Origin of the sequence: Stenotrophomonas indicatrix, from assembly GCA_041545745.1 — a bacterium.
GTDB lineage: Bacteria > Pseudomonadota > Gammaproteobacteria > Xanthomonadales > Xanthomonadaceae > Stenotrophomonas > Stenotrophomonas indicatrix_A.
On the sequence record CP168152.1, the window covers coordinates 1,571,137 to 1,595,573 of the forward strand.

The 24,437-nt window shown below is 66.1% G+C and carries 24 protein-coding genes; 13 read left to right on the forward strand and 11 right to left on the reverse strand.

What is annotated here, in order from left to right:
- The first annotated feature begins 8 nt into the window (after positions 1-8).
- Positions 9-1,118: a polyamine ABC transporter substrate-binding protein gene (locus tag ACEF39_RS07200; RefSeq protein WP_500287459.1), complete on the forward strand. Its 1,110-nt coding sequence runs from the start codon at positions 9-11 to the stop codon at positions 1,116-1,118.
- A 38-nt stretch (positions 1,119-1,156) separates the two neighbouring features.
- On the opposite strand, the gene ACEF39_RS07205 is transcribed toward ACEF39_RS07200, so the two are convergent.
- On the reverse strand, positions 1,157-2,524 hold the full coding sequence (locus ACEF39_RS07205; protein WP_500287460.1) for a flavin-containing monooxygenase: 1,368 nt from the start codon (positions 2,522-2,524) through the stop codon (positions 1,157-1,159).
- A 307-nt stretch (positions 2,525-2,831) separates the two neighbouring features.
- Here ACEF39_RS07205 and ACEF39_RS07210 point away from each other — a divergent pair, with 307 nt between their 5' ends.
- From ACEF39_RS07210 to ACEF39_RS07225, 4 genes are all read left to right on the forward strand, one after another.
- Positions 2,832-3,968, forward strand: coding sequence for an ABC transporter ATP-binding protein (locus tag ACEF39_RS07210; protein ID WP_500287461.1), 1,137 nt, complete (start codon positions 2,832-2,834; stop codon positions 3,966-3,968).
- A complete protein-coding gene (locus tag ACEF39_RS07215) occupies positions 3,965-4,897 on the forward strand; it encodes an ABC transporter permease subunit (RefSeq protein WP_089239977.1) in 933 nt (310 codons plus the stop codon). The genes ACEF39_RS07210 and ACEF39_RS07215 overlap by 4 nt, the downstream gene beginning before the upstream one ends.
- Entirely contained in the window at positions 4,894-5,736 is an 843-nt protein-coding gene (locus ACEF39_RS07220) for an ABC transporter permease subunit (RefSeq protein ID WP_100464457.1), read from the forward strand. The genes ACEF39_RS07215 and ACEF39_RS07220 overlap by 4 nt, the downstream gene beginning before the upstream one ends.
- A 63-nt stretch (positions 5,737-5,799) precedes the next feature.
- Positions 5,800-7,164, forward strand: coding sequence for an NAD-dependent succinate-semialdehyde dehydrogenase (locus ACEF39_RS07225; protein WP_108268107.1), 1,365 nt, complete (start codon positions 5,800-5,802; stop codon positions 7,162-7,164).
- Positions 7,165-7,252: 88 nt separating this feature from the next.
- Here the strand turns inward: ACEF39_RS07225 and ACEF39_RS07230 are convergent, their stop codons facing one another.
- From ACEF39_RS07230 to ACEF39_RS07265, 8 genes are all read right to left on the reverse strand, one after another.
- Complete coding sequence (locus ACEF39_RS07230; protein WP_089239983.1) at positions 7,253-8,287, reverse strand: magnesium and cobalt transport protein CorA; 1,035 nt, start codon at positions 8,285-8,287, stop codon at positions 7,253-7,255.
- Positions 8,288-8,293: 6 nt separating this feature from the next.
- Positions 8,294-9,535: a lipoprotein N-acyltransferase Lnb domain-containing protein gene (locus ACEF39_RS07235; RefSeq protein WP_500287462.1), complete on the reverse strand. Its 1,242-nt coding sequence runs from the start codon at positions 9,533-9,535 to the stop codon at positions 8,294-8,296.
- Positions 9,532-10,413, reverse strand: coding sequence for a CorC family transporter (locus ACEF39_RS07240; protein WP_089239987.1), 882 nt, complete (start codon positions 10,411-10,413; stop codon positions 9,532-9,534). Before ACEF39_RS07240 ends, ACEF39_RS07235 begins: the two co-directional genes overlap by 4 nt.
- A 64-nt stretch (positions 10,414-10,477) precedes the next feature.
- Positions 10,478-11,032 (reverse strand): hypothetical protein, encoded by a 555-nt coding sequence (locus ACEF39_RS07245; RefSeq protein WP_500287463.1) that lies wholly within the window; start codon positions 11,030-11,032, stop codon positions 10,478-10,480.
- 109 nt (positions 11,033-11,141) lie between these two features.
- On the reverse strand, positions 11,142-11,720 hold the full coding sequence (locus ACEF39_RS07250) for a hypothetical protein (RefSeq protein ID WP_500287464.1): 579 nt from the start codon (positions 11,718-11,720) through the stop codon (positions 11,142-11,144).
- Between the two features lie 41 nt (positions 11,721-11,761).
- Entirely contained in the window at positions 11,762-12,370 is a 609-nt protein-coding gene (locus ACEF39_RS07255) for a hypothetical protein (protein WP_500287465.1), read from the reverse strand.
- A 47-nt stretch (positions 12,371-12,417) separates the two neighbouring features.
- A complete protein-coding gene (gene ybeY / locus ACEF39_RS07260) occupies positions 12,418-12,903 on the reverse strand; it encodes an rRNA maturation RNase YbeY (RefSeq protein WP_033830754.1) in 486 nt (161 codons plus the stop codon).
- Positions 12,900-13,886, reverse strand: coding sequence for a PhoH family protein (locus ACEF39_RS07265; RefSeq protein WP_500287466.1), 987 nt, complete (start codon positions 13,884-13,886; stop codon positions 12,900-12,902). Before ACEF39_RS07265 ends, ybeY begins: the two co-directional genes overlap by 4 nt.
- A 364-nt stretch (positions 13,887-14,250) precedes the next feature.
- On the opposite strand from ACEF39_RS07265, the gene ACEF39_RS07270 reads away from it, so the two are divergent.
- From ACEF39_RS07270 to ACEF39_RS07280, 3 genes are read left to right on the forward strand one after another with little or no spacing between them, the layout of a single operon-like run.
- A complete protein-coding gene (locus ACEF39_RS07270) occupies positions 14,251-15,207 on the forward strand; it encodes an HlyD family secretion protein (RefSeq protein ID WP_500287467.1) in 957 nt (318 codons plus the stop codon).
- Between the two features lie 20 nt (positions 15,208-15,227).
- A complete protein-coding gene (locus ACEF39_RS07275; RefSeq protein WP_500287468.1) occupies positions 15,228-16,151 on the forward strand; it encodes an ABC transporter ATP-binding protein in 924 nt (307 codons plus the stop codon).
- Positions 16,148-17,260: an ABC transporter permease gene (locus tag ACEF39_RS07280; protein WP_500287469.1), complete on the forward strand. Its 1,113-nt coding sequence runs from the start codon at positions 16,148-16,150 to the stop codon at positions 17,258-17,260. The genes ACEF39_RS07275 and ACEF39_RS07280 overlap by 4 nt, the downstream gene beginning before the upstream one ends.
- 88 nt (positions 17,261-17,348) lie before the next feature.
- Here ACEF39_RS07280 and miaB read toward each other — a convergent pair whose 3' ends face one another.
- Positions 17,349-18,770 carry a tRNA (N6-isopentenyl adenosine(37)-C2)-methylthiotransferase MiaB gene (gene miaB / locus ACEF39_RS07285; RefSeq protein WP_500287470.1) on the reverse strand — a complete coding sequence of 474 codons (1,422 nt, stop codon included), beginning with the start codon at positions 18,768-18,770 and terminating at the stop codon, positions 17,349-17,351.
- A 195-nt stretch (positions 18,771-18,965) separates the two neighbouring features.
- Complete coding sequence (locus ACEF39_RS07290) at positions 18,966-19,586, reverse strand: glutathione S-transferase family protein (RefSeq protein ID WP_500287471.1); 621 nt, start codon at positions 19,584-19,586, stop codon at positions 18,966-18,968.
- Between the two features lie 80 nt (positions 19,587-19,666).
- Between ACEF39_RS07290 and ACEF39_RS07295 the strand changes: the two genes are divergently transcribed.
- The 5 genes from ACEF39_RS07295 to ACEF39_RS07315 all read left to right on the forward strand — a co-directional run bounded on the left by ACEF39_RS07295 (position 19,667) and on the right by ACEF39_RS07315 (position 24,428).
- The gene (locus ACEF39_RS07295; protein ID WP_500287472.1) at positions 19,667-20,635 is read left to right on the forward strand and encodes a helix-turn-helix transcriptional regulator; all 969 of its coding nucleotides are present in this window, start codon (positions 19,667-19,669) and stop codon (positions 20,633-20,635) included.
- A 46-nt stretch (positions 20,636-20,681) separates the two neighbouring features.
- The gene (locus ACEF39_RS07300) at positions 20,682-21,611 is read left to right on the forward strand and encodes a lytic transglycosylase domain-containing protein (protein ID WP_500287473.1); all 930 of its coding nucleotides are present in this window, start codon (positions 20,682-20,684) and stop codon (positions 21,609-21,611) included.
- Between the two features lie 195 nt (positions 21,612-21,806).
- A complete protein-coding gene (gene petA, locus ACEF39_RS07305; protein WP_025875286.1) occupies positions 21,807-22,427 on the forward strand; it encodes a ubiquinol-cytochrome c reductase iron-sulfur subunit in 621 nt (206 codons plus the stop codon).
- Positions 22,427-23,686, forward strand: a complete 1,260-nt coding sequence (locus tag ACEF39_RS07310) for a cytochrome b (protein ID WP_025875284.1) — start codon at positions 22,427-22,429, stop codon at positions 23,684-23,686. Before petA ends, ACEF39_RS07310 begins: the two co-directional genes overlap by 1 nt.
- Entirely contained in the window at positions 23,679-24,428 is a 750-nt protein-coding gene (locus ACEF39_RS07315; RefSeq protein ID WP_500287474.1) for a cytochrome c1, read from the forward strand. Before ACEF39_RS07310 ends, ACEF39_RS07315 begins: the two co-directional genes overlap by 8 nt.
- Positions 24,429-24,437 lie beyond the last annotated feature (9 nt).

Below are 24,437 nucleotides of genomic sequence, written 5' to 3' on the forward strand. Positions count from 1 at the left end.
AGCACCCGATGAAGCTGCGTATCCTCACGCTCGGCCTGGCCTCCGCCATGCTTTCCGCCTGTGGCGGCGGCAACGGCGGCGGACAGGACAGCAAGGTCCTGAACGTCTACAACTACAGCGACTACATCGCCGAAGACACCATCCCGAACTTCGAGAAGCAGAGCGGGATCAAGGTCACCTACGATGTGTTCGACAGTGACGAGATGGTCGAGACCAAACTGCTGGCCGGCAACAGCGGCTACGACGTGGTGGTGCCGACGCTGAATTTCTTCGGCCGGCAGATCCAGGCCGGTGTATTCCTGCCGCTGGACAAGTCGAAGATTCCGAACCTGGCCAACCTCGATCCGGCGGTGATGAAGCGCATCGCCACCCAGGATCCAGGTAACCAATACGGTGTGCCGTACATGATCGGCACCACCGGCATCGGCTACAACGTGGACATGCTGAAGGAGCGTTTCGGTGGCAGCGCCGACATCGCCAACAGCTGGGACCTGGTGTTCAAGCCGGAAAACATCAGCAAGATGAAGGACTGCGGCGTGACCATCCTGGACACGCCGGCGGACATGATTCCGATCGCACTGCACTACCTGGGCCTGGACCCGCACAGCGGTGATCCGGCCGACCTGCAGAAGGCGGCCGACCTGCTGAAGTCGATCCGTCCTTACGTACAGAACTTCCACTCCTCGCAGTACGTCGGCTCGCTGGCGAATGGCGGTACCTGCCTGGTGGTGGGCTGGTCGGGTGACATCATCCAGGCCCGCGACCGTGCGGCCGAGGCCAGCAATGGCGTGCACGTGGCCTACTCGATCCCGAAGGAAGGCGCGCCGCAGTGGTTCGACATGCTGGCGATTCCCAAGGATGCCAAGCACCCGGAAGCGGCCTACACGTTCATCAACTACCTGTTGGAACCGAAGGTGGCCGCGGCCAACACCAACTTCATCCACTACGGCAACCCGGTGCCGACCGCGACGCCGCTGGTGGACGAAGCGATCCGCACCGACCCGACCATCTACCCGCCGGCCGACGTGGCCGCGAAGATGTTCACCTATTCGATCAACACACCGGAGACCGACAAGCTCTACACCCGGCTGTGGACCGAGGTAAAGACCGGCCGCTGAGCGGTCCTGGTGGCGCCGGGCCATGCCCGGCGGCTGCCTTACCCTGCGCCGGAGCCGGTACTGCCGCTCCGGCCAAGGTGCTGCAGGATGGCGGGCAGCAGGTCCCGCGCATCGCGACCGCCGTTGCACAGGAACGACGAGCTCATCCGCTGCAGGTTGTGCATGCCGATGAAGAACAGCCCGGGCTGCGGGGAGACACCGAACTCGCCGAGCGGGTAACCGTGTTCGTCCAGCACGCCGGTCACATCCAGCCACGGCCATTCGGCAACGAAGCCAGTGGCCAGGACAACCGAGCGGATGCCGGCAGCGTTCAGATCCAGTTCGCGCGGAGAGGCATCCGGCTCCCAGTGCAGATACACCTCCTCGGGAATGTAGCGGGCGTCGTCGGTACGGGGTTCGGGCCGCGTGGCGTAGTACGCGCTGGCCAGTGAATCGAGATAGGCGTACTCGGCCCGCGTCGCCTCGACCGCGATACGCAGCTGTGGGCGGACATCGGCGAAGCGGGCGATGTCCGCGTCGAAGCCCTGCAAGCGGCCCAGCAGGGTGATGCCCTCGCGATGCATCGCCAGCAGGCTGATCGAACTGCCCCTGCCGCCGGTGCCCTTGCCGGAAATCAGCGGGAACTCCGCAGTGCGGGCCTTGCGCAGGGCATCCGGCTCTCCCGCCAGCACACCGGCCGATTCGCGCACATGCTGGTGGATGCGTCCGGCCATGTCCCACCAGGTCATCGAGTCCTTGCCACGCAGCCGACGCGTATGCGAGTGGCGCTCGGCCAGCGACCAGTACACGCGGCGCCCGCTGGCGCGCAGGTCCTGGGCGATCTGCGCGCCGGACTGGCCGCCGCCGATGACCAGCACCGCGCCGTCGGGAAGCTGCCGGGAATTGCGGTAGTTGCTGGAGTGCAGTACCGCCAGCTCCGGCCCGGGCGCAAAGGGAACGCGGGGCATCCGGGGACGGCCGTATTCGCCGGTGGCCACCACCACCGCAGCGGCCTGGATCGGCCCGCGGCTGGATTCGATGGCATAGCCGCCCGCCTTGGGCGTGACACGCAGGACCGCGCAGCCTTCGTGGATCGGCAGTGACCTTTCGCCGGCGTAGTTGCGAAGCCGCCGGATCACTTCCGGTGCGGCCATGAAGCCCTCCGGATCGTTGCCGGCATAGGCGTGACCATGCAGCGCCATCGTCGCGTTGGCGGTGTTGGTCTGGAAGGAATCCCAGCGCCGCCGCCAGCTGGCGCCCACGGTTTCGGCTTCCAGTACGCGATGGTCGACGTTGGTCTCCTGCAGGACGGCGCTGAGTGAAAGCCCGGCCTGGCCGGCGCCGACGATGACCAGCTCCAGCCCGTTGGCTGGCGGTGCCAGGCGCTCGGGAGAGGCGGGAAGGAAGCAGTCAGCTGGGGATATCACGCGTGTTCATCCATGGTGGGCCTCGGTCCAGCAGATTGCGCCGGGGGTACTGCGGGCGATCAATGCTTCCGGTTCTGAAAAACGTTGCAGATTCCCGGTAGCACCGGTGGCGCTTGGCGGAGACGGCCGGCAATGGCGGGGAAGGGGGACGGGGTATGGACGGAAGCGCGCCAATTCCGGTCGGAATCCGACAGCCGACGCGCGGCCGGGCCGGCCGCAGCCGCTGCCACTTGCCGCCGTCATATCCCCATCGGCCCCCGGCCGTTAGAATGGCGGCCGCTGTCCACCGCCCGCTCCCGGAGCCCCCATGCCCGTTGAAGCCCAGCCGGAAGCCGCCGTCGTCGAAGCGACCGGTGTGCCCGGCTATCTCTCCATTCGTGATCTGCGCAAGGAATTCGATGGCTTCGTCGCCGTCGATGACGTCAACCTGGACGTCCGCAAGGGCGAGATATTTGCGCTGCTCGGTGGCTCCGGCAGCGGCAAATCGACCCTGCTACGCTGCCTGGGCGGCTTCGAGACACCTACCAAGGGCAGCATCACCGTCGATGGTCAGCGGATGGATGCGCTGCCGCCGTACCAGCGGCCGGTCAACATGATGTTCCAGTCCTACGCGCTGTTCCCGCACATGACCGTGGAGCAGAACATCGCGTTCGGCTTGAAGCAGGACGGGCTAGGCCGCGAGGCCATCGGCAAGCGCATGGGCGAGATGCTCGACCTGGTGCAGATGGGACATCTTGGCAAGCGCAAGCCGCACCAGCTGTCCGGCGGCCAGCAGCAGCGCGTGGCGCTGGCGCGGTCGCTGGCCAAGGGGCCCAAGCTGCTGCTGCTCGACGAACCAATGGGCGCGCTGGACAAGAAGCTGCGCTCGCAGATGCAGCTGGAGCTGGTCAGCATCATCGAATCGTCGGGCGTGACCTGCGTGATGGTCACCCACGACCAGGAAGAGGCGATGACCATGGCCACCCGCATCGCGGTGATGGACGCCGGCTGGATCCAACAGGTCGGCAAGCCCGACGAGGTCTACGAGCAGCCGGCCAACCGCTTCGTTGCCGAGTTCATCGGTTCGGTGAACCTGTTTGACGGGGTGATCGACGAGGACCTGCCCGAATACGTGACCGTGCGCTCGCCGCTGTTCCCGGCGCCGGTCTACATCGCCCATGGCATCACCTGCTATGAAGGGCAGCCGGTCGCGTTCGCGCTGCGCCCTGAGAAGGTGATGATCGGCAAGGACGAGCCGGAAGTGCACACCAACAAGGCGCAGGGCGTGATCGAGGACATCGCCTACTTCGGCAGCCATTCGGTCTACCACGTGCGCCTGCCCAGTGGTGCCAAGGTGCTGGCCAACTTCGCCAACTCGCAGCGCTGGGCCAGCGATGGCCTGACCTGGGGCGACGAGGTGTGGGTGCACTGGCGTGACAACGACGGCGTGGTGCTGACCTCATGAGCACGGCGGGCCTGAAGCGCTGGCTGCCGGGCACGCGTGCCACGGTCATCGGCATTCCGTACCTGTGGCTGCTGCTGTTCTTCGCCGTGCCGTTCCTGATCGTGCTGATGATCAGTTTCTCGCACAGCCGGGTCGGCTCGCCGCCGTATACCTGGTTGCTGCAGTACGTCGATGGCGGCCTCTCACTGAAGCTCAACCTCGAGAACTACCTGGCGCTGTTCCGCGATTCGATCTACGCGCAGGCGTTCCTGAGCTCGATCAAGATCGCCGCGATCTCGACGTTCCTCACCCTGCTGATCGGCTATCCGATGGCCTATGCCATCGCCCGCCTGTCGCCGGCCGCGCGCAACGTGGCGATGATGCTGGTGGTGCTGCCTTCGTGGACTTCGTTCCTGATCCGCGTCTATGCCTGGAAGGCGATCCTGGACCGCAACGGCCTGCTCGACCAGTTCCTGCAGTACACCGGCCTGCAGACGCTGATGACCAACATGGGCCTGCCCAAGCTGCAGCTGATCGATACCCCGACCGCCGCCTATATCGGCATCGTGTACTGCTATCTGCCGTTCATGGTGCTGCCGCTGTACGCCAACCTGGTCAAGCATGACCACCGCCTGCTGGAAGCGGCCTACGATCTCGGTGCCAAGCCGTGGCAGGCGTTCCTGCGCATCACCCTGCCGCTGTCGAAGGCGGGCATCATCGCCGGCTGCATGCTGGTGATGATTCCGGCGATCGGCGAGTTCGTGATCCCGGAAATGCTCGGTGGCTCGGAAACGCTGATGGTCGGTCGCCAGCTGTGGAACGAGTTCTTCAACAACCGCAACTGGCCGGGCGCCTCAGCGATGGCAGTGGCGATGATCCTGTTGCTGCTGGTGCCGATCCTGCTGTTCAACCGATCCCAGCAGCGACTGCTGGAAGGGAAGCAGGCATGAGCCCGCGTTCTGCCAAAGGCCTAGGGCTGGGCGTGCTGCTGCTCGGCTTCGCCTTCCTGTACCTGCCGATCCTGCTGCTGATGTTCTATTCGTTCAACAGCTCGCGGTTGGCCATGGTCTGGGCCGGGTTCTCCACCCGCGCTTACAGCGATCTGTTTGCCGACCGCGCGCTGATGGATGCGATGTGGACCAGCCTGGTGGTCGCGTTCTGGACCGCCTGTACCGCCACCGTGCTCGGCACGCTGGCGGCGATGGTGATGACCCGCTTCAAGCGCTTCCGCGGCAAGCCGTTTTTCGGTGCGCTGGTGACCGCGCCGCTGGTGATGCCGGACGTGATCCTCGGCTTCTCGCTGATGGCACTGCTGGCCTCGATGGGCGCGATTCCGGGTTTCCCGGCGCGTGGCCTTGCCACCATCTGGATCGCCCACGTCACCTTCACCCTGTGCTTCGTCACCGTGGTGGTGTCCTCGCGCCTGCAGGAGATGGACCTGTCGCTGGAAGAGGCGGCGATGGACCTGGGCGCGAGCCGGCTGACCGTGTTCGGCCGCATCACCCTGCCGATCATCGCGCCGGCGCTGGTGGCCGGCTGGCTGCTCGCCTTCACCCTGTCGCTGGATGACGTAGTGGTGGCCAGCTTCGTCGCCACGCCGGGCTCGACCACGCTGCCGATGAAGGTGTTCGCCTCGGTGCGCATGGGCATCAGCCCGAAGATCAATGCGCTGGCCACGCTGCTGGTGTCGGCGGTGTCGATTGCCGCGGTGATCGGCTGGTACATCAACGCGCGTGCCGAGAAGCGACGCCAGCGCGATCTGCAGCTGGCACGCCAGGACAACGGCTGAGCCAGCAACATCCGGCTCACGGCCGCCGGCGCACAATGGGGGTCTACCTGATGGAGACCCCCAATGACCGTCGAGATCATCAACCCGGCCACCGGCCAGGTGACCTACCGCCATGAGCTGATGGACGCCGCTGCCATCGAGAAGCGCCTGCAGGCGGCGGCCGATGCATTCCCGCGCTGGGCCGAGCGCTCTCTGCAGGAACGTGGGGCGATCCTCAAGCAGATCGCTGGCCAGCTGCGTGCGCGCCGCGACGACCTGCAGCAGGCCATGACCAGCGAAATGGGCAAGCTGAAGGCCGAAGCTCTGGCCGAGGTGGAAAAGTGCGCGAGCACCTGTGAGTTCTATGCCGACCACGCAGCCGACTACCTGAAGCCGCAACTGATCGATACCGAGGCGCAGCGCAGCTACGTGCGCTATGAGCCGATCGGCTGCGTGTTCGCGGTGATGCCGTGGAATTTCCCGATCTGGCAGGTGTTCCGCTTCCTTGCTCCGGCGTTCATGGCCGGCAACGTGGCGCTGCTCAAGCACGCCAGCAACGTGCCGCAGTGCGCGGACCTGATCCTGGCGGTATGCCGCGATGGCGGCCTGCCTGACGGCGTGTTCGACGTGCTGCACATTGACAACGACCAGGCCGCCGAGGTGCTGCGCGACGCACGGGTGAAAGCGGTGACCCTGACCGGCAGCGAGCGGGCAGGGCGTTCGATCGCGTCCAACGCAGGCAGCCAGTTGAAGAAGTCGGTGATGGAGCTCGGCGGCAGCGACGCCTTCGTGGTGCTCGATGATGCCGACCTGGACAAGGCAGTTGCCGCTGCGGTGAAGTCGCGCTTCGACAACAGTGGCCAGACCTGCATTGCCGCCAAGCGGTTCATCGTGGTCGAAGCGGTGGCCGATGAATTCACCCGGCGCTTCGTCGAAGCCGCAGGCGAGCGCCAGTACGGCGACCCGAACGAGCGCGGCACCACGCTGGCGCCGATGGCCCGTGCCGACCTGCGCGACGAACTGCACAAGCAGGTGCAGGCCAGCGTTGCCAAAGGCGCACGCGTGTTGATCGGCGGCGAACCGGTTGCTGGCAGCCACGCCGGCTATCCGGCCAGCGTGCTCGACCAGGTGGGGCCGGGCATGCCGGCCTACGACGAAGAACTGTTCGGGCCGGTCGCCGCGGTCATCCGGGTCAAGGACGAGGCTGAGGCACTGCGCGTGGCCAACGACACCCGCTTCGGTCTCGGCGGCAGCGTGTGGACGCGTGACCCGGTGCGCGGTGAGTCCTTCGCCCAGCGCATGGAATGCGGCGCGGCGTTCGTCAACGCCATCGTCAAGAGCGACGCGCGGTTGCCGTTCGGTGGCAGCAAGGAATCAGGTTTCGGCCGCGAACTGGCCGACCACGGCATCCATGAGTTCATGAACATCAAGACCATCTACGTGGCTTGATGCACCTGCCTGTGTAGAGCCGAGCCCATGCTCGGCTGCTCTTTGCCGGGAACAGCCGAGCGTGGGCTCGGCTCTACAAAAAAGCGGGTTACAACCACTTCACCCGCTTGAACAGCCGGTACAGGCCGACGCAGATGCCACCGACGCCGACGATCATCAACGGGTAGGCCCACGGCTGGTTCAGTTCCGGCATGTGGCTGAAATTCATGCCATACCAGCTGGTGATCAACGTCGGCGCGGCCAGCAGCGCGGCCCATGCACCCAGCCGTTTCACCGTCTCGCCCTGGGCCAGCGTCACCAGTGACAGGTTCACGCTCAAGGCGGTGCCCAGCATCTCGCGCAGGGTGTCGATCACATCGCTGATGCGTACCGCATGGTCGTGCACGTCGCGGATATACAGCTTCACTTCGTCCGGGAACAGTTCGCCCTGGTAGCGGCGCAACTGCGCCAGTACATCCTGCAATGGCGCCACTGCCATCCGCATCTTGTTCAACTCGCGCTTGAGCTCATACAGGCGCACCACGGTGCTGCGCTTGTAGCTGTCGGCGAAGATGTCCTTCTCCAGCAGTTCCAGGGTGTCGCGGAAGCGGTTGGTGATGGGCAGGTAGTTGTCCACCACGAAGTCGGCCACGGCGTACAGGCAGTACGACGGCCCCATCTTCAGCAGTTGTGGTTCGCGCTCGACGCGTGCGCGCACCGGCGCGTACGACAGCGAGGCGCCATGGCGCACGGTCACCAGGAACCGTGGGCCGAGGAAGGCGTGGGTCTCGCCGTACTGGATACGCTCGTCAACCATCTGCGCGGTGGTCACCACCACGAACAATGAGTTGCCGTAGGCCTCCACCTTGGGGCGCTGGTGCGCGTTGCGTGCATCCTCGACCGCCAGGTCGTGCAGGCAGAATTCTTCCTGCAGCTTCAGCAGTACATCTTCGTTCGGGTCGTACAGGCCGACCCAGACGAAGCCGTTGTTGCTGGCGATGACATCGCTGATGGCATCCAGGCTGATGTCGTGGCGTTTGCCGTCGTCATCGTAGTGGACGCAGTTGATGACGCAGGTGGGATTGGCTGCGGCGGAGGCGGCAGCAGGGGCGGGCAATGAGGCGGGCAATGACATGCCCGCCATCGTGCGTCAGTGCTGCGTTTCCGACAAGTGAGGACGGTGCCCCAGCACCCAGGCCAGCGCTGCGTGGACCGGCAGCAGCAGCACGATCCACTGCACGTTGTACTGCGCCTGCAGGCTCAGCCAATGCAGCACCAGGGCGGCCACGGCCTGTACCGCCACCAGCCACAGTACGATCCTGAACATGCGGCCGGGCACGCGCCGCCGCAGCAGGCTGATCGCCCCCGGCAGCAACAGCAGGCACAGCGGCGAAAGCAGCAGCAGGTTGCGGTTGGCCCAGGCGGCGTAGTGCGTGCTGAAGCCCCACAGGAATACCAGCAGGCCACCGGCGATCGTGCACAGCAGCCACAGCGGCAAGGCCAGGCCAGCCAGCAGGCGCGGACGGTTGCGCAGCGCCAGCACGCCCGCCGCAATCACCAGGCCGCACAGCAGCCACGGCCACCAGCGGCGCGCGAACTCCTTCGGCTCGGGGTCGATGCGGTGCGGCAGCAGTTCCTGCTCGGACTGCACCAGCGGGCGGCCGTCGCTGTTGCGGGCTTGCCGCAGGGCATCGGCCAGGCGCATCGGCACGAAGGCTTCCTGCCAGCGCGACAGCGGCTGGTCGGCAAACGGGCCCAGGCCGATATCGAAGCCCAGCCACATCCACGGGGCCGGCGACGCCAGGCGAACCGACTCGCTGCGATAGGTGTTGCCGCGTGAGCGGCCCGACAGCTGTGAATGCAACCCGCCGCCCAGTGCCTTGTCCAGCGTGTCGCGCACCATCGTCGCGCAGTTGGCGGTGTAGTAATCGTAGTGGTAGCGCGCGTTTTCCGGCTTGGCCCGTTCGGCCAGGTCGGCGGCCAGCGAGCGTGCCTGCTCAGGGGTGATATCCAGCCACTGTACGCTGGCACCGCGGCCGGTCTCGTCGTAGTACGACAGGTCCTGCTGCAGTGGCAGGGCCACCAGGTAATACATCATGTCGCCACGTACGAAGCGGCCGATGAAATCCTGTTCGGACGGATCGAAGTAGCCGAAGTTGTACGAGATCGCCTCGCCGCTCACCGGGTCCAGCACGACGATGGCATCGTGGCCGAAGCGCTCGAAGAACACGGTGCCCGGCTGCATGGTGACCACGCCGACACGCGGGGCAGGGGCATCGGTGGTCGTCGAAACGGTCGGCGCCGCTGCCTGCGCGAACGCAGCCAGTGGCAGGGCAGTGGCCAGCAGGCACAACGCCAGCCACAGGGTCAGGATCAGGCCACGGTGTTTCAAGCGTCGTCCTGCGCGTCCGGTGCCAGCACCGTTACATGGAAAGCCTGGACCCGGCGCGCATCGGCGCGGGCCACACGGAACATGAAGCGATCCAACGCCAGTTCATCGCCGACTTCCGGCAGATGGCCGACGGCTTCGGTCACCAGGCCGCCGATGGTGTCGTAGTCCTCATCGGAGAAGGTGGCACCGAAGCGCTCATTGAAATCGCCGATCGGCGTGAGCGCATCCACCACGTACTGGCCATCGGCCTGGATGGCGATCTGCGCCGAGAAATCCTCGGCCTCGTCGTGTTCGTCGTCGATGTCGCCGACGATCTGCTCCAGCACGTCTTCGATGGTGACCAGGCCGGCGACACCGCCGTACTCGTCCACCACGATCGCCATGTGGTTGCGCGACAGGCGGAACTCCTTCAACAGCACGTTGAGCTTCTTCGCTTCCGGAATCAGCACCGCCGGGCGCAGCAGTTCACGTACGTTGCCCGGACCATTGTCGGCAACCACGCCGCGCAGCAGGTCCTTGGCCAGCAGCACGCCGAGGATGTCGTCCTTGTTCTCGCCATGCACCGGGAAGCGCGAATGGCCGGACTCGACCACCTGCTTCATCAGCTCCAGGAAGGGCGCCTCCACCGGCAGCGAGACCATCTGCGAACGCGAGATCATCACGTCGCCCACGGTCAGCTCGGCTACCGAAATGGCACCTTCCATCATCTTCAGGGTATCGGCGGCGATCAACCCTTCTTCCTGCGCGGTGTGCAGGACAGCGACCAGCTCGTCGCGGGTGTGGGGTTCGCCGGAAAAAGCGGACGTCAGGCGTTCAAGCCAGCCGCGCTTCTTTTCACTGTGCTCCACGGAGGAGCTACTACTGTCGTCTTCTGACATCTCTGGAAAAAAGGCACCCGGCAGGCCGGGCGATGGCTCCAGTCTAGCAGGATGTGGGGGCCTGTCAGTGACCCTCGCCAGCCGGGGCGGCGGCGGCCGGGCTCTCGTCCTCGGCCGGCAGGTCCAGGCTGTAGGTGCAGCCGGCCAGGGTCTTGCCCGGGTGGGTGGCGACGGTGGATACGCTGAGGATGATCGACTCGATCTGCGCCTCGCCGGTCTTCGGGTCGGTCAGATCGCGGCTGACCAGCTCGCGCCCGGCCATGAACTTGCCGTCCTGGTCGTAGCCGGTCTCCAGCGCCAGCTGCGTGGCAAGCGGCCGCGGGTCGGCCTGGTCGAGCACGGCCATGATGCTGGCGCCGGCCACGGCTACGCGCTCGGTCTGCTGGCCGAACACGGTGATCGGACTGGCCAGCCGGTACTCGCTCATGAACTGGTTGCCCTGCGGCAGCGGCTGCAGGCCGTTGGACACAGCCTTCAGCGGATCGGCCAGCAGGGGTGCCAGCGCGGCATGCTCGGCCACGCCCTGGCGGCACTCGATCAGTGCAGGCAAGTCCAGCGGCGCGGCGGAGACGGCCGGGGCGACGACAAGCAGCATGGGCAGGAAACGCAGCGGTGACATCGCGACAACATCCGATCGGCGGCGGCAAGGCTGTGCATGGTAACGGCGCCCGTCGCGGCCTGCGACCCATCGTGGCCGGGGCCGGTCAGCGCCGGGGCGCGGCCGGCAGCTATTCGAACCTGACCGGGAAGCCGAGCCGGGCTTCCAGGTGTGCACCCACCACCGATGCCGCCGCGCGGTTTGGGGCATCGTCATCGAGCTGCACGTACAGCTCGCCGGTCCGCACGTCCAGGCCGTAGCCCGTGATGTACGGCAGCTGGGCCAGCAACCAGTCACGCTGGACCTGCATGCGTCGCCGCATCTCCGCCTCGGTCAACGCGGCACCGGTGCGGAAGTGCACGTACTGCGGGCCGTCCGCGCCGCCATGTACTTCATCTGCCACCGGTGCATCACCGGTCAATCGCACCACGATGTGCCAGCCCGGATCGTTTTCCACCCAGGCGCCCGCCAGCCGTGGCGCGTGCCGGACTTCCAGGCGCTCGATCAGCGCCCGTTGCTGGGCGGTGGCGACGGCCTGGCGGGTGTCCTGTTCGCTGCTGCCAAAGAACGCCCGCAGCTCGGCGACCTTTGCGGCGATGTCGGCCTCACTGTCGCTCGCGGGGAACGGTGAGGGCTGGTCAGGATCGGACATCAGGCCTGCCCCGGACTGCAGCAGCGCGGCAAGCAACAGTGCGGGCATCAATGTCATTGGCGCTCCCGGGGCGGCATGATCCGTTGCAAAGGGCGGTGTCAGCCCTGCGATGTCCGGTGCAGCAGCGCCCGCACACGTCGTACCGAACGGTTGGCCACGGCACGGAACGCCATCACCGGCAGGGCGAGCATCGCCGAGAGGAGGGCGATGTGGACCAGTTGCAGCACGGCGCGGACCGCAAGCTGCAGTGCACCCGGTTGCAGCAGCCAAGGCGACAGGTCTGCACTGGCGTGGTGGGCAGCGCCCATATACACGGCAGCGAGCACGAACAGCGCGCACAGCTGCGCGCGCGTTGCATGGAAGAACGGCAGGCTGCCGCTTGCGCGGCCCAGGCGTTGCTGCAGGACCACGCGCCAGCTTACCGGTGCGGAGAACGCGCCGATCAGGATCAGCACCATCGAGGTCATCCACAGCGTCGAGGTGCTGCTCACCGGCCCATGGCCACCCAGCAGGTGCGGCCCGACCATGCCCACGGCTACGCCTGCCAGCAGGCTGGTCGGGGACAGCAGGGCCAGCGTACGCAGCAGCCAGTGCCGGCCATCGGGATGGCGGGTGCTGACGCGGTGCACCACGTTGGCGGCCACGACCAGCAGCAGGGAGAAGATCGCACTTCCGGCCAGCAGTGGCCCCATGTCGCCCATCATCATCCATGTCTCCGGGGAGGTTGCAGGCGCAGGATAGCGCCGTGCGAGGCTCAGCGCTCGCCGGCGTAGGGATCGTCGATGCCGAGCTCGGCCAGGATCTCGCGCTCCAGCTGTTCCATCGCCTCGGCTTCCTTGTCGTCCTCGTGGTCCCAGCCGAGCAGGTGCAGCACGCCGTGCACGGTCAGGTGCGCGTAGTGGGCGTTGAGCACTTTGCCCTGCTCCTCGGCTTCACGCGCCACCACCGGTGCGCAGATCACCAGGTCGCCCAGCAGCGGGAACTTGACGCCCTTGGGCAGGCCCTCCGGCACGTCGGCCGGGAAGCTCAGCACGTTGGTGGCGTAGTCCTTGCCCCGGTAGTGCCGGTTCAACGACTGCCCTTCCTTGCTGTCGACCACGCGGATGGCCAGGTCCGCCTCGCGGATCCGGCCCTTCAGCGCCGCCGCCACCCACTTGCGGAAGCTGACGGCCGAGGGCAGGCCGGCACGGGGCAGGGCATAGTTGACGGCGACATCCAGTCGTACGGGACCACGGGTCATGGAGTCGCTCCAGGTTGGATCTCATGCAGGTCGCGGCGGTCGTAGGCACTGACGATGCGCGCCACCAGCGGGTGGCGGACCACGTCGCGGGCTTCGAAGAAGGTGAAGCTGACACCGTCCACGTCGCGCAGCACGTCGATCGCATCACGCAGGCCGGATTTCACGTGCTTGGGCAGGTCGGTCTGGGTCAGGTCACCGGTGACCACCGCAGTGGAGCCGAAGCCCAGGCGGGTCAGGAACATCTTCATCTGTTCGATGGTGGTGTTCTGCGCTTCGTCCAGGATCACGAACGCATCGTTCAGCGTGCGGCCGCGCATATAGGCCAGCGGCGCGATCTCGATGACGTTCTTTTCCAGCAGCTTGAGCACCTTTTCCACACCCAGCATCTCATACAGGGCGTCGTACAGTGGTCGCAGGTACGGGTCGACCTTCTGGCTCAGGTCGCCGGGCAGGAAGCCCAGCTTCTCGCCGGCTTCGACCGCCGGACGCACCAGGATCAGGCGCTGCACGCGCGATTCGTTCAGTGCTTCCACCGCGCTGGCCACGGCCAGGAAGGTCTTGCCGGTACCGGCCGGGCCGATGCCGAAGTTGATGTCGTGGCTGACGATCTGGTGCAGGTAGCGGCTCTGGTTGGAACCACGCCCGCGCACGGTACCGCGCTTGACCTTGATCGCCACGTCCTGCGCTTCGTAGGAGCGGTCGGCGATCTGTTCGATGTTTGCCGCGTTCAGGCGCAGGTGGATGCCGTGGCTGTCGAAGGTGGTCTCGGCGGCTTCGTCATACAGCGCCTCGATCAGCTTCTGTGCCTCGGCGCTGGCCTCGGTCGGCCCGCTGATGCGGAACACGAAGCCACGGTTGGCGATTTCCACGCCAAGCTTCAGTTCGATCTGGCGAAGGTGGCCGTCGAACGGACCGCACAGGTTGGCCAGCTGCGCGTTGTCTTCCGGCGACAGGGTGAAGTCTCGATGCTCGATGCTTTTCATTGCTTGGGGTGGGGCGGGGTCGCCGTCCACCGCGATGGAGTCAGGGACGACAAGGGTAACGCGCGAGGCGGCAGGACGACAGTTCTCCACACCGGGTGTGGACCGGCGCCGAAGAAACCTGTGGATAGTCCTTTGCAGCGCTTGTGCCACAAGGAAGATGATGCGGTGGTGAAAATTGTGCCAGTGCCAGCAGGGTTCTCCACATGCGGTGTGGACGGTGTTGCCGTGAACCTGTGGATAGGTGGCAGCGAGCCTTGCGGCAGTGGCGTTGCCGGCGGCTGATCAATTATTGACCAGCCCTGTTCTGGATCATTGCGGGTGCACAGGGAGCATGGCACCGTGGCGCCATCGGAGGAGGTGGCGCATGGCCGTGGGCACGTGGATGCGCAGGATGGGGCTGCTGGGCAGCTGCCTGCTGGCGGGCTGCGGCGAAGCACCGCCGGCGGCACTGGGTACGCTCGAGTGGGACCGGATCAGCATTCCCGCACCGGCGGCGGAAGTGATCAGTGCCGTCGACGTGCGCGAGGGGCAGGCGGTCAAGGCCGGCGCGCTGCTGATGCGCCTGGACCCTGCCCGTGGCGCCGCCCAGTTCGACGCCGCGCAGGCCGAAACCGCCCGCGTGCAGGCACAGCTTGAAGAACTGCAGGTGGGCCCGCGTCCGGAGCAGATCGCCCAGGCGCAGGCACAGCTTACGGCGCTGCGCGCGCAGGCGGCGGAAGCCACCGCGTACTACCGCCGGGTGCAACCGCTGGCCCGTCAGCGGCTGGTCGCTGCCGCCGACCTGGACCGGGCCCGCGCGGCCGCCGACAACGCCGTGGCCAGCGTGCGCGCTGCCGAACAGGCGTGGCTGGAGCTGCAGCGCGGCAACCGTCGTGAGGACATTGCCCAGGGCCAGGCCACCTCCCGGGCAACGCAGGCACAGCAGGTAGTGCAGGCCGTCAACCTGCAGAAGCTGCAGTTGCGCGCGCCGCGCGATGGCGTGGTCGATGCGTTGCCGTACCGGCAGGGCGACCAGGCACCGATCGGTGCGCCGTTGGTGGTGATGCTGGTGGGCGAACGCCCGTATGCGCGCGTGTACCTGTCCCAGCCATTGCGCCTGCAGGTGAAGGTGGGGCAGGGAGCGCAGGTGCAGCTGGATGGCGCGAACACCGTGTTGAAGGGGCATGTGCGGTCGATCCGCAGCGAGCCTTCCTTTACGCCGTACTACGCGTTGACCGGTGATGACGTCTCGCGGCTGAGTTACCTGGCTGAGATCGAGATTGATGACAGTGCGGACACGCAGGCTCTGCCCGCGGGGCTGCCGGTGCAGGTGCGTTTCTGAATCCGGTCGATGACATCGCCGTGCGCGCGCGGGGCCTGAGCCGCCGCTTCGGCGATCTGCTGGCGGTGGACAACGTCGACCTGCAGGTGCCGCGTGGCCAGGTATACGGCTTCCTCGGCCCGAACGGCTCGGGCAAGTCGACCACCATCCGCATGCTGTGCGGACTGCTTGAACCGAGCGCGGGCGAGATCGAAGTGCTGGGCCTGGAGATCCCGGTGCAGGCCGAAGCGTTGCGCCGTCGCATCGGCTACATGACCCAGCGCTTTTCGTTGTACGAAGACCTGTCGGTGCGGGAGAACCTGGAATTCCTGGCTGCCATCCAGGACCTACCGCGGGTGCAGGCGCGGCAGCGGGTCGATGCGCTGCTGCAGCAGTACCGCCTGCAGGACCGCCAGGTGCAGTTGGCAGGCACCCTCAGCGGCGGGCAGAAGCAGCGGCTGGCGCTGGCCGGTGCGGTGATCCATGCGCCGGAACTGCTGTTCCTGGATGAGCCCACCAGTGCGGTCGATCCTGAGTCGCGGCGCGATTTCTGGGAGGCGCTGTTCGAACTCGCCGATGCCGGCACTACGGTGCTGGTGTCCACCCACTACATGGACGAGGCCGAACGCTGCCACCGGCTGGCGATCCTCGATCGCGGTGCCCTGGTGGCCGATGGCACGCCGGCCGAGCTGTGCGCGCAGCTGCAGGGTCGTACGCTGAAAGTCACCGCCTCGCAGCCCCGGCAGGCCAGCCGCGCGCTGGCGGCGTTGCCGGGTGTGCTCAGCGTGGCCCAGATCGGCACCGAACTGCGCGTGCTGTGCGGCGAGGACGCGGCCGATACCAGCGTGCTGGCGCAGGCACTTGCCGCCGCTGATCGACAGGCCAGGATCGAACCGGTGGCGCCCAACCTGGAAGACGTATTCGTTGCCGCCACCCGTGGCCGTGGTCGGGAGCCTGCTGCATGAGCATGCGACGGCTATGGGCGATCATGCTCAAGGAACTGCGGCAACTGCGCCGTGACCGCATCACCCTGGCGATGATCGTCGGCATCCCGGTGATGCAGTTGCTGCTGTTCGGCTATGCGATCAACCTCAACCTGCGGCATCTGGATGCCGGTATCGCCGATCAGGCCAATAGTGCGGCTTCGCGCGCGCTGGTGCAGGACATGGTCGCCACCGGCGTGATCACGCCGCGCGCGCAGGCCTATACGCCCGATCAGCTGATGGAGGCGTTGCGACGGGGCCGGATCAGCGTGGGCATCGTCATTCCCGCCGACTTCGAACGACGCCGCTACGAAGGCCGCGAAGCAGTGCAGGTGCTGGTCGACGGCAGCGACACAGTGGTGCAGAGTGCGGCGATCCAGCTTGCACAGGTACCGCTGGACACGCGCCCGTCCAGCAACACACGGCCGCTGCGCGAAGGCAGCATCGCCAGCGGGCAGGTAAGCGTCATCAGTTTCTACAACCCGCAACGGCGCTCAGCGGTGAACATCGTGCCCGGCCTGATCGGAGTGATCCTGACCATGACCCTGGTGATGTTCACCGCAGTGGCGGTGGTGCGCGAACGCGAGCGCGGCAACATGGAACTGCTGATCGCCACGCCGGTATCGCGCAGCGAACTGATGGTCGGCAAGGTGTTGCCCTATGCGGCGATCGGTCTACTGCAGACCACGCTGGTACTGCTGCTGGGAACCTGGTTGTTCGAGGTTCCGATTCGCGGCAGCCTGGTTGATGTCTATCTGGCCGCGGTGCTGCTGGTGCTGGCCAATCTGGCGCTGGGCCTGTTGATTTCCACGCGCGCGCGGTCGCAGTTCCAGGCCATGCAGATGACCCTGTTCCTGTTCCTGCCGTCGATCCTGTTGTCAGGTTTCATGTTCCCGTTCGCCGGCATGCCCAGGCCAGTGCAGTGGCTGGCGGAAGTACTGCCGCTCACCCATTTCCTGCGCCTGGTGCGCGGCATCATGCTGCGCGGGGCCTCGCTGTGGGAGCTGTGGCCGGACGCACTGGCACTGCTGGTGTTCATCGTGGCGATGATGACCCTGGCCATCCTGCGCTTCCGCAAGCGGCTGGATTGAAGGGACCGGGGTCGGATCCCCGCAGGGGCTCTGACCCCATTGATCGGTGCAACAGGTCGGAGCCCCCGCGGGGATCCGACCCTGGCGCTCAGTCCGCCGCCACCACGCGGCCGCGCAGCGAATTGGTCAACGCTTCAGTGATCACCACGTCCACGAACTGGCCGATCAGGCGCGGGTGCGCCGGGAAGTTCACCGAACGCATGTTCTCGGTCTTGCCGGTCAGTTCGTTCGGGTTCTTGCGTGAAGGTCCTTCCACCAGCACGGTCTGTACGCTGCCGACCATCTTTTCGGAGATGCTTGCGGCGTGCGCGTTGATGCGTTCCTGCAGGCGCGACAGGCGTGCATGCTTTTCCGCATCGCTGATCGTGTCTTCCAGGTCCGCGGCCGGGGTGCCCGGGCGACGCGAATAGATGAAGGAGAAGCTGTGGTCGAAGCCGATGTCCTCGATCAGTTTCATGGTCTTCTCGAAATCCGCATCGGTCTCGCCGGGGAAACCGACGATGAAGTCCGAACTGATCGAGATGTCCGGGCGTACCGCACGCAGCTTGCGGATCTTCGACTTGAATTCCAGTGCGGTGTAGCCACGCTTCATCGCCGACAGCACGCGGTCGCTGCCCGCCTGCACCGGCAGGTGCAGGAAGTTGGCCAACTGCGGTACATCGCGGAACGCATCGATCAGCGAATCGCTGAACTCCAACGGGTGCGAGGTGGTGAAGCGGATGCGACCGACACCATCGATCTCGGCGATGGTGCGGATCAGCAGGCCGAGGTCGGCGAACTCGCTGTCGCCATAGGGACCGCGGTAGGCGTTGACGTTCTGGCCGAGCAGGTTGATTTCGCGCACGCCCTGCGCAGCGAGCTGCGCCACTTCCACCACCACGTCCTCGAACGGGCGGCTGACTTCGGTACCGCGCGTGTAGGGCACCACGCAGAACGAGCAGTACTTGGAGCAGCCTTCCATGATCGACACGAACGCCGACGCGCCATCGGCACGCGGTTCGGGCATGCGATCGAACTTCTCGATTTCCGGGAAGCTGATGTCCACCTGCGGGCGCTGCTGTTCGCGACGGGCGCGGATCAGCTCCGGCAGGCGATGCAGTGTCTGCGGGCCGAACACCAGGTCGACGAACGGCGCACGCTTGATGATCGCCTCGCCTTCCTGCGACGCGACGCAGCCGCCGACGCCGATGATGACCTCGCGGCCCTGGTTCTTCAGGCTCTTCCAGACGCCCAGCTGGCTGAACACCTTTTCCTGCGCCTTTTCGCGGATCGAGCAGGTGTTGACCAGGATGACGTCGGCGTCTTCCGGGCGGTCGGTCAGTTCCAGGCCATCGCTGGCGGCGAGCACGTCGGCCATCTTGGCCGAGTCGTACTCATTCATCTGGCAACCGTGGGTCTTGATGTACAGCTTGCCTTTCACCTGGTCGGGCTTGCGCGGACCAGAGGGCAGGGCAACGAGCGGAGTGCCGCCCTGGGCGGCGGGCGGAAAGACGTCTGGCGTCCCGGTCATGGCGCTTAATCCATTCGGGTGGCGGGAAAGGAGGCGATTCTACCCGCATCCCGTACCGCCCGCCTTGCCCCTGAAGCGCCGAGCACACGCGCGGCGGGATTCTCAGTAGAGCCAGGCCATGCCTGGCTGCATTCCGTCCGGTAGGCGCGGCGGACTGGTTCATCCACGCACGGCGTGGATCTACCGCAACCCCGGTTACGCCGCGATCAGTTCCGCATCGATCTGCCGCGAACGATCAAACGCGGTCAGTGCGCTCATCCGTTCGATGTAGGCGGCCGTCGCCGGTGCCGGCTGCACCAGACCGAACGCAGTGGTCCAGGCCAATGCATTGCCCCACAGCACGTCGGCTGCACTCATCACCTCGCCGAGCAGGTACGGCCCCTGCGCCAGCTGTGCTTCGATCACCTGCAGCACCGTGTCGGCATCGTTGTAGGGCGACATCGCATGCGGCGGCGGTTCGCGGTGCATGGCCTTGTCGATCATTGCCGGCTCGAAGCAGGCGCCATAAAAGGCCATCCAGCGCAGATAGGGGCCGCGCAGGGCGTCACCGATCGGCGGCGCCAGCCCGGCCTCCGGGTACAGGTCGGCCAGGTACAGGTAGATCGCCACCTGCTCGGTCACCAGGGCGCCGTTGTGCACGATGGCCGGCACCTTGCCCATCGGATTGATCGCCAGGTAGGCCGGGGCCAGGTTGGCGCCAGCCTTCAGGTCCAGCACCTGCATGCGGTAATCGGCGCCCAGTGCTTCAAGCAGGGCCACCGCGCCGCTCGAGCGTGAACGGGCGGCGTGGTAGAGGGTGATCTGGCGTGACGTCATGGCATTGCTCCTTGCAGGTGGTGATGAAGTGGGGCCCATGCTGGGGCACAATTGCGGACGACTTCTGTCCGCGATCTCTCATGCGCTATACCGCCCATCGCCTGCTTCGCCTGATCTCACTGCTGCAGGCCCGCCGCCACTGGTCCGGTGCCGAGCTGGCCGAGCGCATGGGCGTGGACCGGCGCAGCATCCGTCGCGATGTCGAGCGCCTGCGTGAGCTGGGGTATCCGGTACAGGCCTCGGCCGGTGTAGGTGGCGGCTACCGGCTGGGCGCCGGTGCGCCGGTGCTGCCGATGCTGCTGGATGAGGAGGAGGCCACCACACTGGCGATTGCCCTGCGCGCGGCGTCGGCCACGGTGTCCGGCATCGACGACACCGCACGCGGCCTGCTGTCCAAGCTCGACCCGCTGGTGCCCGCGCGTCGCCGCCAGCAGGCCGGCGAAGTACATGCCGCTACCGCAACCCTGTCCGACCTGCCGTCCACCGACGCGCGCCTGCTCGGGCGACTGGCCCAGCATTGCCGGCAGGCCGCGCGGCTGGCCTTCGAATACCGCAGCGCGCAGGACGCGGTGACGCAACGCGAAGTCGAGGCCCAGCACCTGGTCAACTACGGACGGCGCTGGTATCTGCTGGCCTGGGACCTGGGGCGGCAGGACTGGCGCACGCTGCGCGTGGACCGGATGGGCGCAGTGCGTTCGCTGCCAGAGCCTGGCCTGCATCGGCGCACTCCGGCGCCACCGGATGTGATGGTGCGCCAGGCGGTCAGCCAAGCGCCGTTCGCGCTGCAGGCCATCCTGCGCCTGGCCGGCAGTGAAGCGGAGCTGGCCGGCCGCATTCCGCCCTGGTGCGGTGTGCTCGAGGCTGACGGAGCAGACCATTGTCTGTTGCGGATGGGTGCGGAAAGCCGCGGCATGATGCTGGCGCAGATCCTCAGCCTGGACCGCCTGCCGGTGGAGGTGTGGACCACGCCGGCCGAGCTGCGCGAGGAGCTGGCCCAGCGACTGACCGGGCTCAGCCAGGTCCTGGCCGTGCCCGTCGTCACGGTCTGAGCCGGCGCCCTTGGCAAGCCGCAGCGAAGCTGGGACACTCGCGGCCATGAAGGGGAGACTGGGGATAACGGCGATCATCATCGCTGCGCTGACCGCTGCGCCGGCCAGCGCTGGCACCCTGTTCAAGTGTCTTGGCGCCGATGGGGTCACCAGCTATGTCAGCAAGCGGGTGGCCGGTGCCCAATGCAGCACCATCAGCTACACCCGCAGCGCGGGCAGGGCGGTGCGCGCCCCGGTCGCCACGTCGGCTCCGACGCCAGTACCCGTATCTGCTGCAGCGGTGGCCAGTGCCGAGCGTAATCCGGTCGCGGTTGCCGCCAGCGCTGCCCGTCCCGCTGTCGCACCGACTCCGGTGCCGGCGGCAGCGTCCGCGCCAGCCAGTCCGCGCGGCGGCAAGATGGTCAGCGGCCAGGTCTATTCGTACATGCAGGACGGGGTGCGCCACTACACCAGCGCACGCCCGACCCAGGTCGCCAACCTCGGCCCGGTGCGGACCATCCGCTACAGCTTCATGGAGCGCTGCTACGCCTGCGGGGTCAATCCGCGGGTCGATTTCGGCAGCGTGCGCCTGAACACCACGGCGTTTCAGAGCGAGATATCCTCGGCCGCACGCGAATTCGGGGTAGAAGAGGCCGTGGTGCGCGCGATCATCCACGCCGAGTCGGCCTACAATCCGACCGCGCTCAGCCGCGCCGGTGCCCAGGGCCTGATGCAGCTGATGCCGCCCACCGCCGCACGCTTCGGCGTCAGCGATTCCTACGACGCGGGGCAGAACATCCGTGGCGGTGTGCAGTACCTGGCGTGGTTGTTGAAGCGTTTCAAAGGTGATCTGACCCTGGCCGCGGCCGGCTACAACGCCGGCGAAGGCGCGGTCGATCGCCATGGAGGCGTGCCACCCTACAGCGAGACCCAGTATTACGTGCGAAGGGTAGGGCAGCTGGCCGAGCGTTACCGCACCGCCCTGACCCACCAGTAGGTGCCGACCGTTGGTCGGCACACCTTCAAGCGGGTAGGTGCCGACTGTCAGTCGGCACACCTTGAAAAGAGTTGTTGCAATGCGTTGTGTGGCGCGCGACGGTTCCGCTACACTCGACCGAGATTCAATGCGGCTCTGGCCCCCACCGGAACCGCTGGCAGCCTTAAAGCTACCTAATCAATATCGGAGTGCCGGATGGCCAACGATGGGGTACACGATCCAGTCAACACCGGACGTCGGCGTTTTCTTACTGCCACCACAGCCGTGGTGGGCGCCGTCGGCGTCGGATTCACCGCAGTTCCTTTCATCAAATCCTGGAACCCCAGTGCCCGCGCCAAGCTTGCCGGCGCACCGGTGGTGGCCGACATCAGCGCCCTGCAGGAAGGCCAACGCCTGATCGTGGAATGGCGTGGCCAGCCGATCTGGATCGTCAAACGGTCCAAGGCGATCCTTGACGCGCTGCATGGGCTGGATGGCCGCTTGAAGGACCCCGAGTCCGGCGAGAAGGACCAGCAGCCGGAGTACGTACTCAAGCAGAACCCGGAGCTGCGCTCGATCAAGCCCGAGATCTCGGTGCTGGTCGGTCTCTGCACGCACCTGGGCTGCTCGCCGGAAATGGTGGGTGAAATCCGCCCCGAGCCCTACGACCCACAATGGAAGGGCGGCTATTTCTGCCCTTGCCACAAGTCGCGCTTCGACATGTCCGGCCGCGTCTTCAAGGACGTGCCCGCACCCATCAATCTGAAGGTGCCCGCGCACCACTACCAGGACGACAACACCATCATCATCGGTGTCGATCCGCAGGGGGCTGCCTGATGTCCAACATCCTCAGCCGTACCGCCACCGGCGTGGCCGACTGGGTCAATGCCCGCGCGCCGGGGTTGATGCCGATCTACCGCAAGCATGTCAGCGAGTACTACGCGCCGAAGAACTTCAACATCTGGTACTACTTCGGCTCGCTGGCACTGCTGGTGCTGGTCAACCAGATCGTCACCGGCATCTTCCTGACCATGCATTACAAGACGAATGCCGCCGAAGCATTCGCCTCCATCGAATACATCATGCGTGACGTGGAGTGGGGCTGGCTGATCCGCTACATGCACTCCACCGGCGCCTCGCTGTTCTTCATCGTGGTCTACCTGCACATGTTCCGCGGGCTGCTGTATGGCAGTTACCAGAAGCCACGCGAACTGGTGTGGATCCTGGGCATGCTGATCTACCTGGTGTTGATGGCCGAAGCCTTCATGGGCTACGTGCTGCCGTGGGGCCAGATGTCGTTCTGGGGTGCCAAGGTGATCATCTCGCTGTTCGGCGCCATTCCGGTGATCGGCAACGGCCTGACCGAATGGATCATGGGCGATTACCTGCCCAGCGACGCCACGCTCAACCGCTTCTTCGCACTGCACGTGATCGCGCTGCCGCTGGTGCTGCTGCTGCTGGTGGTGCTGCACTTGGGCGCGCTGCATGAAGTGGGATCGAACAATCCCGATGGCGTGGAGATCAAGAAGGGGCCGAAGGGCAACCGCTGGTCACCGAACGCGCCGACCGACGGCATTCCGTTCCATCCCTACTACACGCTCAAGGATGGTGTCGGTGCGGGCTTCCTGCTGATCATCGCGGCCTTCATCATCTTCTTCGCACCGGCCTTCGGTGGCCTGTTCCTGGAACACGACAACTTCACCGAAGCCAACCGCCTGGTCACCCCCGAGCACATCAAGCCGGTCTGGTACTACACGCCGTACTACGCGATGTTGCGGGTGGTGCCGAACAAGCTGGGCGGCGTGATCGTGATGTTCTCGGCCATCGCCATCCTGTTCCTGGTGCCCTGGCTCGACCGCGCCAAGGTCAAGTCCTACCGCTACCGCGGCTGGCTGTCGCGCGGCCTGCTGGGCATGTTCGTGGTGTGCTTCGCGTGGCTGATGGTGATCGGGTCCGGTCCTGGTACCGATGCGCACGAGACCTACGTCGGGCGGGTGCTGACCTTCCTGTACTTCGCCTTCTTCATCACCATGCCGATATGGACAAGGCTGGACAAGACCAAGCCGGTACCGGAGAGGGTGACCACGCATGACTGAGCGATGGATGGTCCGGCTGGCCCTGGCGGCCGCCCTGATGCTGGGCAGTACCCTGGCCATGGCCGCCGAGGGTGGCACCAAGCTCCTGCAGGCCGGCAACGACCTGGGTGACCGGGCGTCGCTGCAGCGTGGCGCCCAGTTGTACATGAACTACTGCAGTGGCTGCCATGCACTGAAGTACCTGCGCTATTCACGGATGGGCGAGGACCTGGGGCTGAGCGAGGAAGAGGTGATGAACAACCTCAACTTCACCGGCTCGGCAGTCGGTGATCCGGTGCCGGTAGCGATGCCCAAGGAGCAGGCCGAGAAGTGGTTCGGCAAGATGCCGCCGGACCTGAGCCTGATTTCCCGGGTGCGCGGCAGCGACTGGATCTATACCTACCTGAAGTCGTTCTACCTGGACAGCAGCCGCCCGCTGGGCTGGAACAATGCGCTGTTCGCCAACGCATCCATGCCCAATCCATTGTGGGAGATGCAGGGCCTGCAGCATGCGGTGCATGGCAAGGCCGAAGCGCCGGGCATGGATCCGCCGGTGACTGGCCTGCGCATCGAAAGCCCGGGCTCGGTCGATGCGGCACAGTACGACCAGGCCGTGCGCGATATCACCAACTTCCTTGAATACGCCGGCGAACCGGCCGCACTGAAGCGGGAGCAGCTCGGTGTCTGGGTGATCCTGTTCCTGGCCCTGCTGACCTTCCTGGTGTACCTGTTGAAGAAGGAATACTGGAAGGACGTGCACTGATCCAGAGCC

Excerpts from the sequence above, each read along its gene's own strand:
- ACEF39_RS07310 (WP_025875284.1), top strand. The coding sequence starts at position 22,427 with ATGTCCAACATCCTCAGCCGTACCGCCACCGGCGTGGCCGACTGGGTC.
- ACEF39_RS07280 (WP_500287469.1), top strand. The coding sequence starts at position 16,148 with ATGAGCATGCGACGGCTATGGGCGATCATGCTCAAGGAACTGCGGCAA.
- ACEF39_RS07250 (WP_500287464.1), bottom strand. The coding sequence starts at position 11,720 with ATGACATTGATGCCCGCACTGTTGCTTGCCGCGCTGCTGCAGTCCGGG.
- ACEF39_RS07300 (WP_500287473.1), top strand. The coding sequence starts at position 20,682 with ATGAAGGGGAGACTGGGGATAACGGCGATCATCATCGCTGCGCTGACC.
- ACEF39_RS07225 (WP_108268107.1), top strand. The coding sequence starts at position 5,800 with ATGACCGTCGAGATCATCAACCCGGCCACCGGCCAGGTGACCTACCGC.
- ACEF39_RS07265 (WP_500287466.1), bottom strand. The coding sequence starts at position 13,886 with ATGAAAAGCATCGAGCATCGAGACTTCACCCTGTCGCCGGAAGACAAC.
- ACEF39_RS07220 (WP_100464457.1), top strand. The coding sequence starts at position 4,894 with ATGAGCCCGCGTTCTGCCAAAGGCCTAGGGCTGGGCGTGCTGCTGCTC.
- ACEF39_RS07270 (WP_500287467.1), top strand. The coding sequence starts at position 14,251 with ATGGCCGTGGGCACGTGGATGCGCAGGATGGGGCTGCTGGGCAGCTGC.
- ACEF39_RS07230 (WP_089239983.1), bottom strand. The coding sequence starts at position 8,287 with ATGGCGGGCATGTCATTGCCCGCCTCATTGCCCGCCCCTGCTGCCGCC.
- ACEF39_RS07210 (WP_500287461.1), top strand. The coding sequence starts at position 2,832 with ATGCCCGTTGAAGCCCAGCCGGAAGCCGCCGTCGTCGAAGCGACCGGT.
- ACEF39_RS07200 (WP_500287459.1), top strand. The coding sequence starts at position 9 with ATGAAGCTGCGTATCCTCACGCTCGGCCTGGCCTCCGCCATGCTTTCC.
- ACEF39_RS07255 (WP_500287465.1), bottom strand. The coding sequence starts at position 12,370 with ATGATGATGGGCGACATGGGGCCACTGCTGGCCGGAAGTGCGATCTTC.
- ACEF39_RS07295 (WP_500287472.1), top strand. The coding sequence starts at position 19,667 with ATGCGCTATACCGCCCATCGCCTGCTTCGCCTGATCTCACTGCTGCAG.
- ACEF39_RS07245 (WP_500287463.1), bottom strand. The coding sequence starts at position 11,032 with ATGTCACCGCTGCGTTTCCTGCCCATGCTGCTTGTCGTCGCCCCGGCC.
- miaB (WP_500287470.1), bottom strand. The coding sequence starts at position 18,770 with ATGACCGGGACGCCAGACGTCTTTCCGCCCGCCGCCCAGGGCGGCACT.
- ACEF39_RS07290 (WP_500287471.1), bottom strand. The coding sequence starts at position 19,586 with ATGACGTCACGCCAGATCACCCTCTACCACGCCGCCCGTTCACGCTCG.
- ACEF39_RS07240 (WP_089239987.1), bottom strand. The coding sequence starts at position 10,413 with ATGTCAGAAGACGACAGTAGTAGCTCCTCCGTGGAGCACAGTGAAAAG.
- ACEF39_RS07215 (WP_089239977.1), top strand. The coding sequence starts at position 3,965 with ATGAGCACGGCGGGCCTGAAGCGCTGGCTGCCGGGCACGCGTGCCACG.
- ACEF39_RS07315 (WP_500287474.1), top strand. The coding sequence starts at position 23,679 with ATGACTGAGCGATGGATGGTCCGGCTGGCCCTGGCGGCCGCCCTGATG.
- ybeY (WP_033830754.1), bottom strand. The coding sequence starts at position 12,903 with ATGACCCGTGGTCCCGTACGACTGGATGTCGCCGTCAACTATGCCCTG.
- petA (WP_025875286.1), top strand. The coding sequence starts at position 21,807 with ATGGCCAACGATGGGGTACACGATCCAGTCAACACCGGACGTCGGCGT.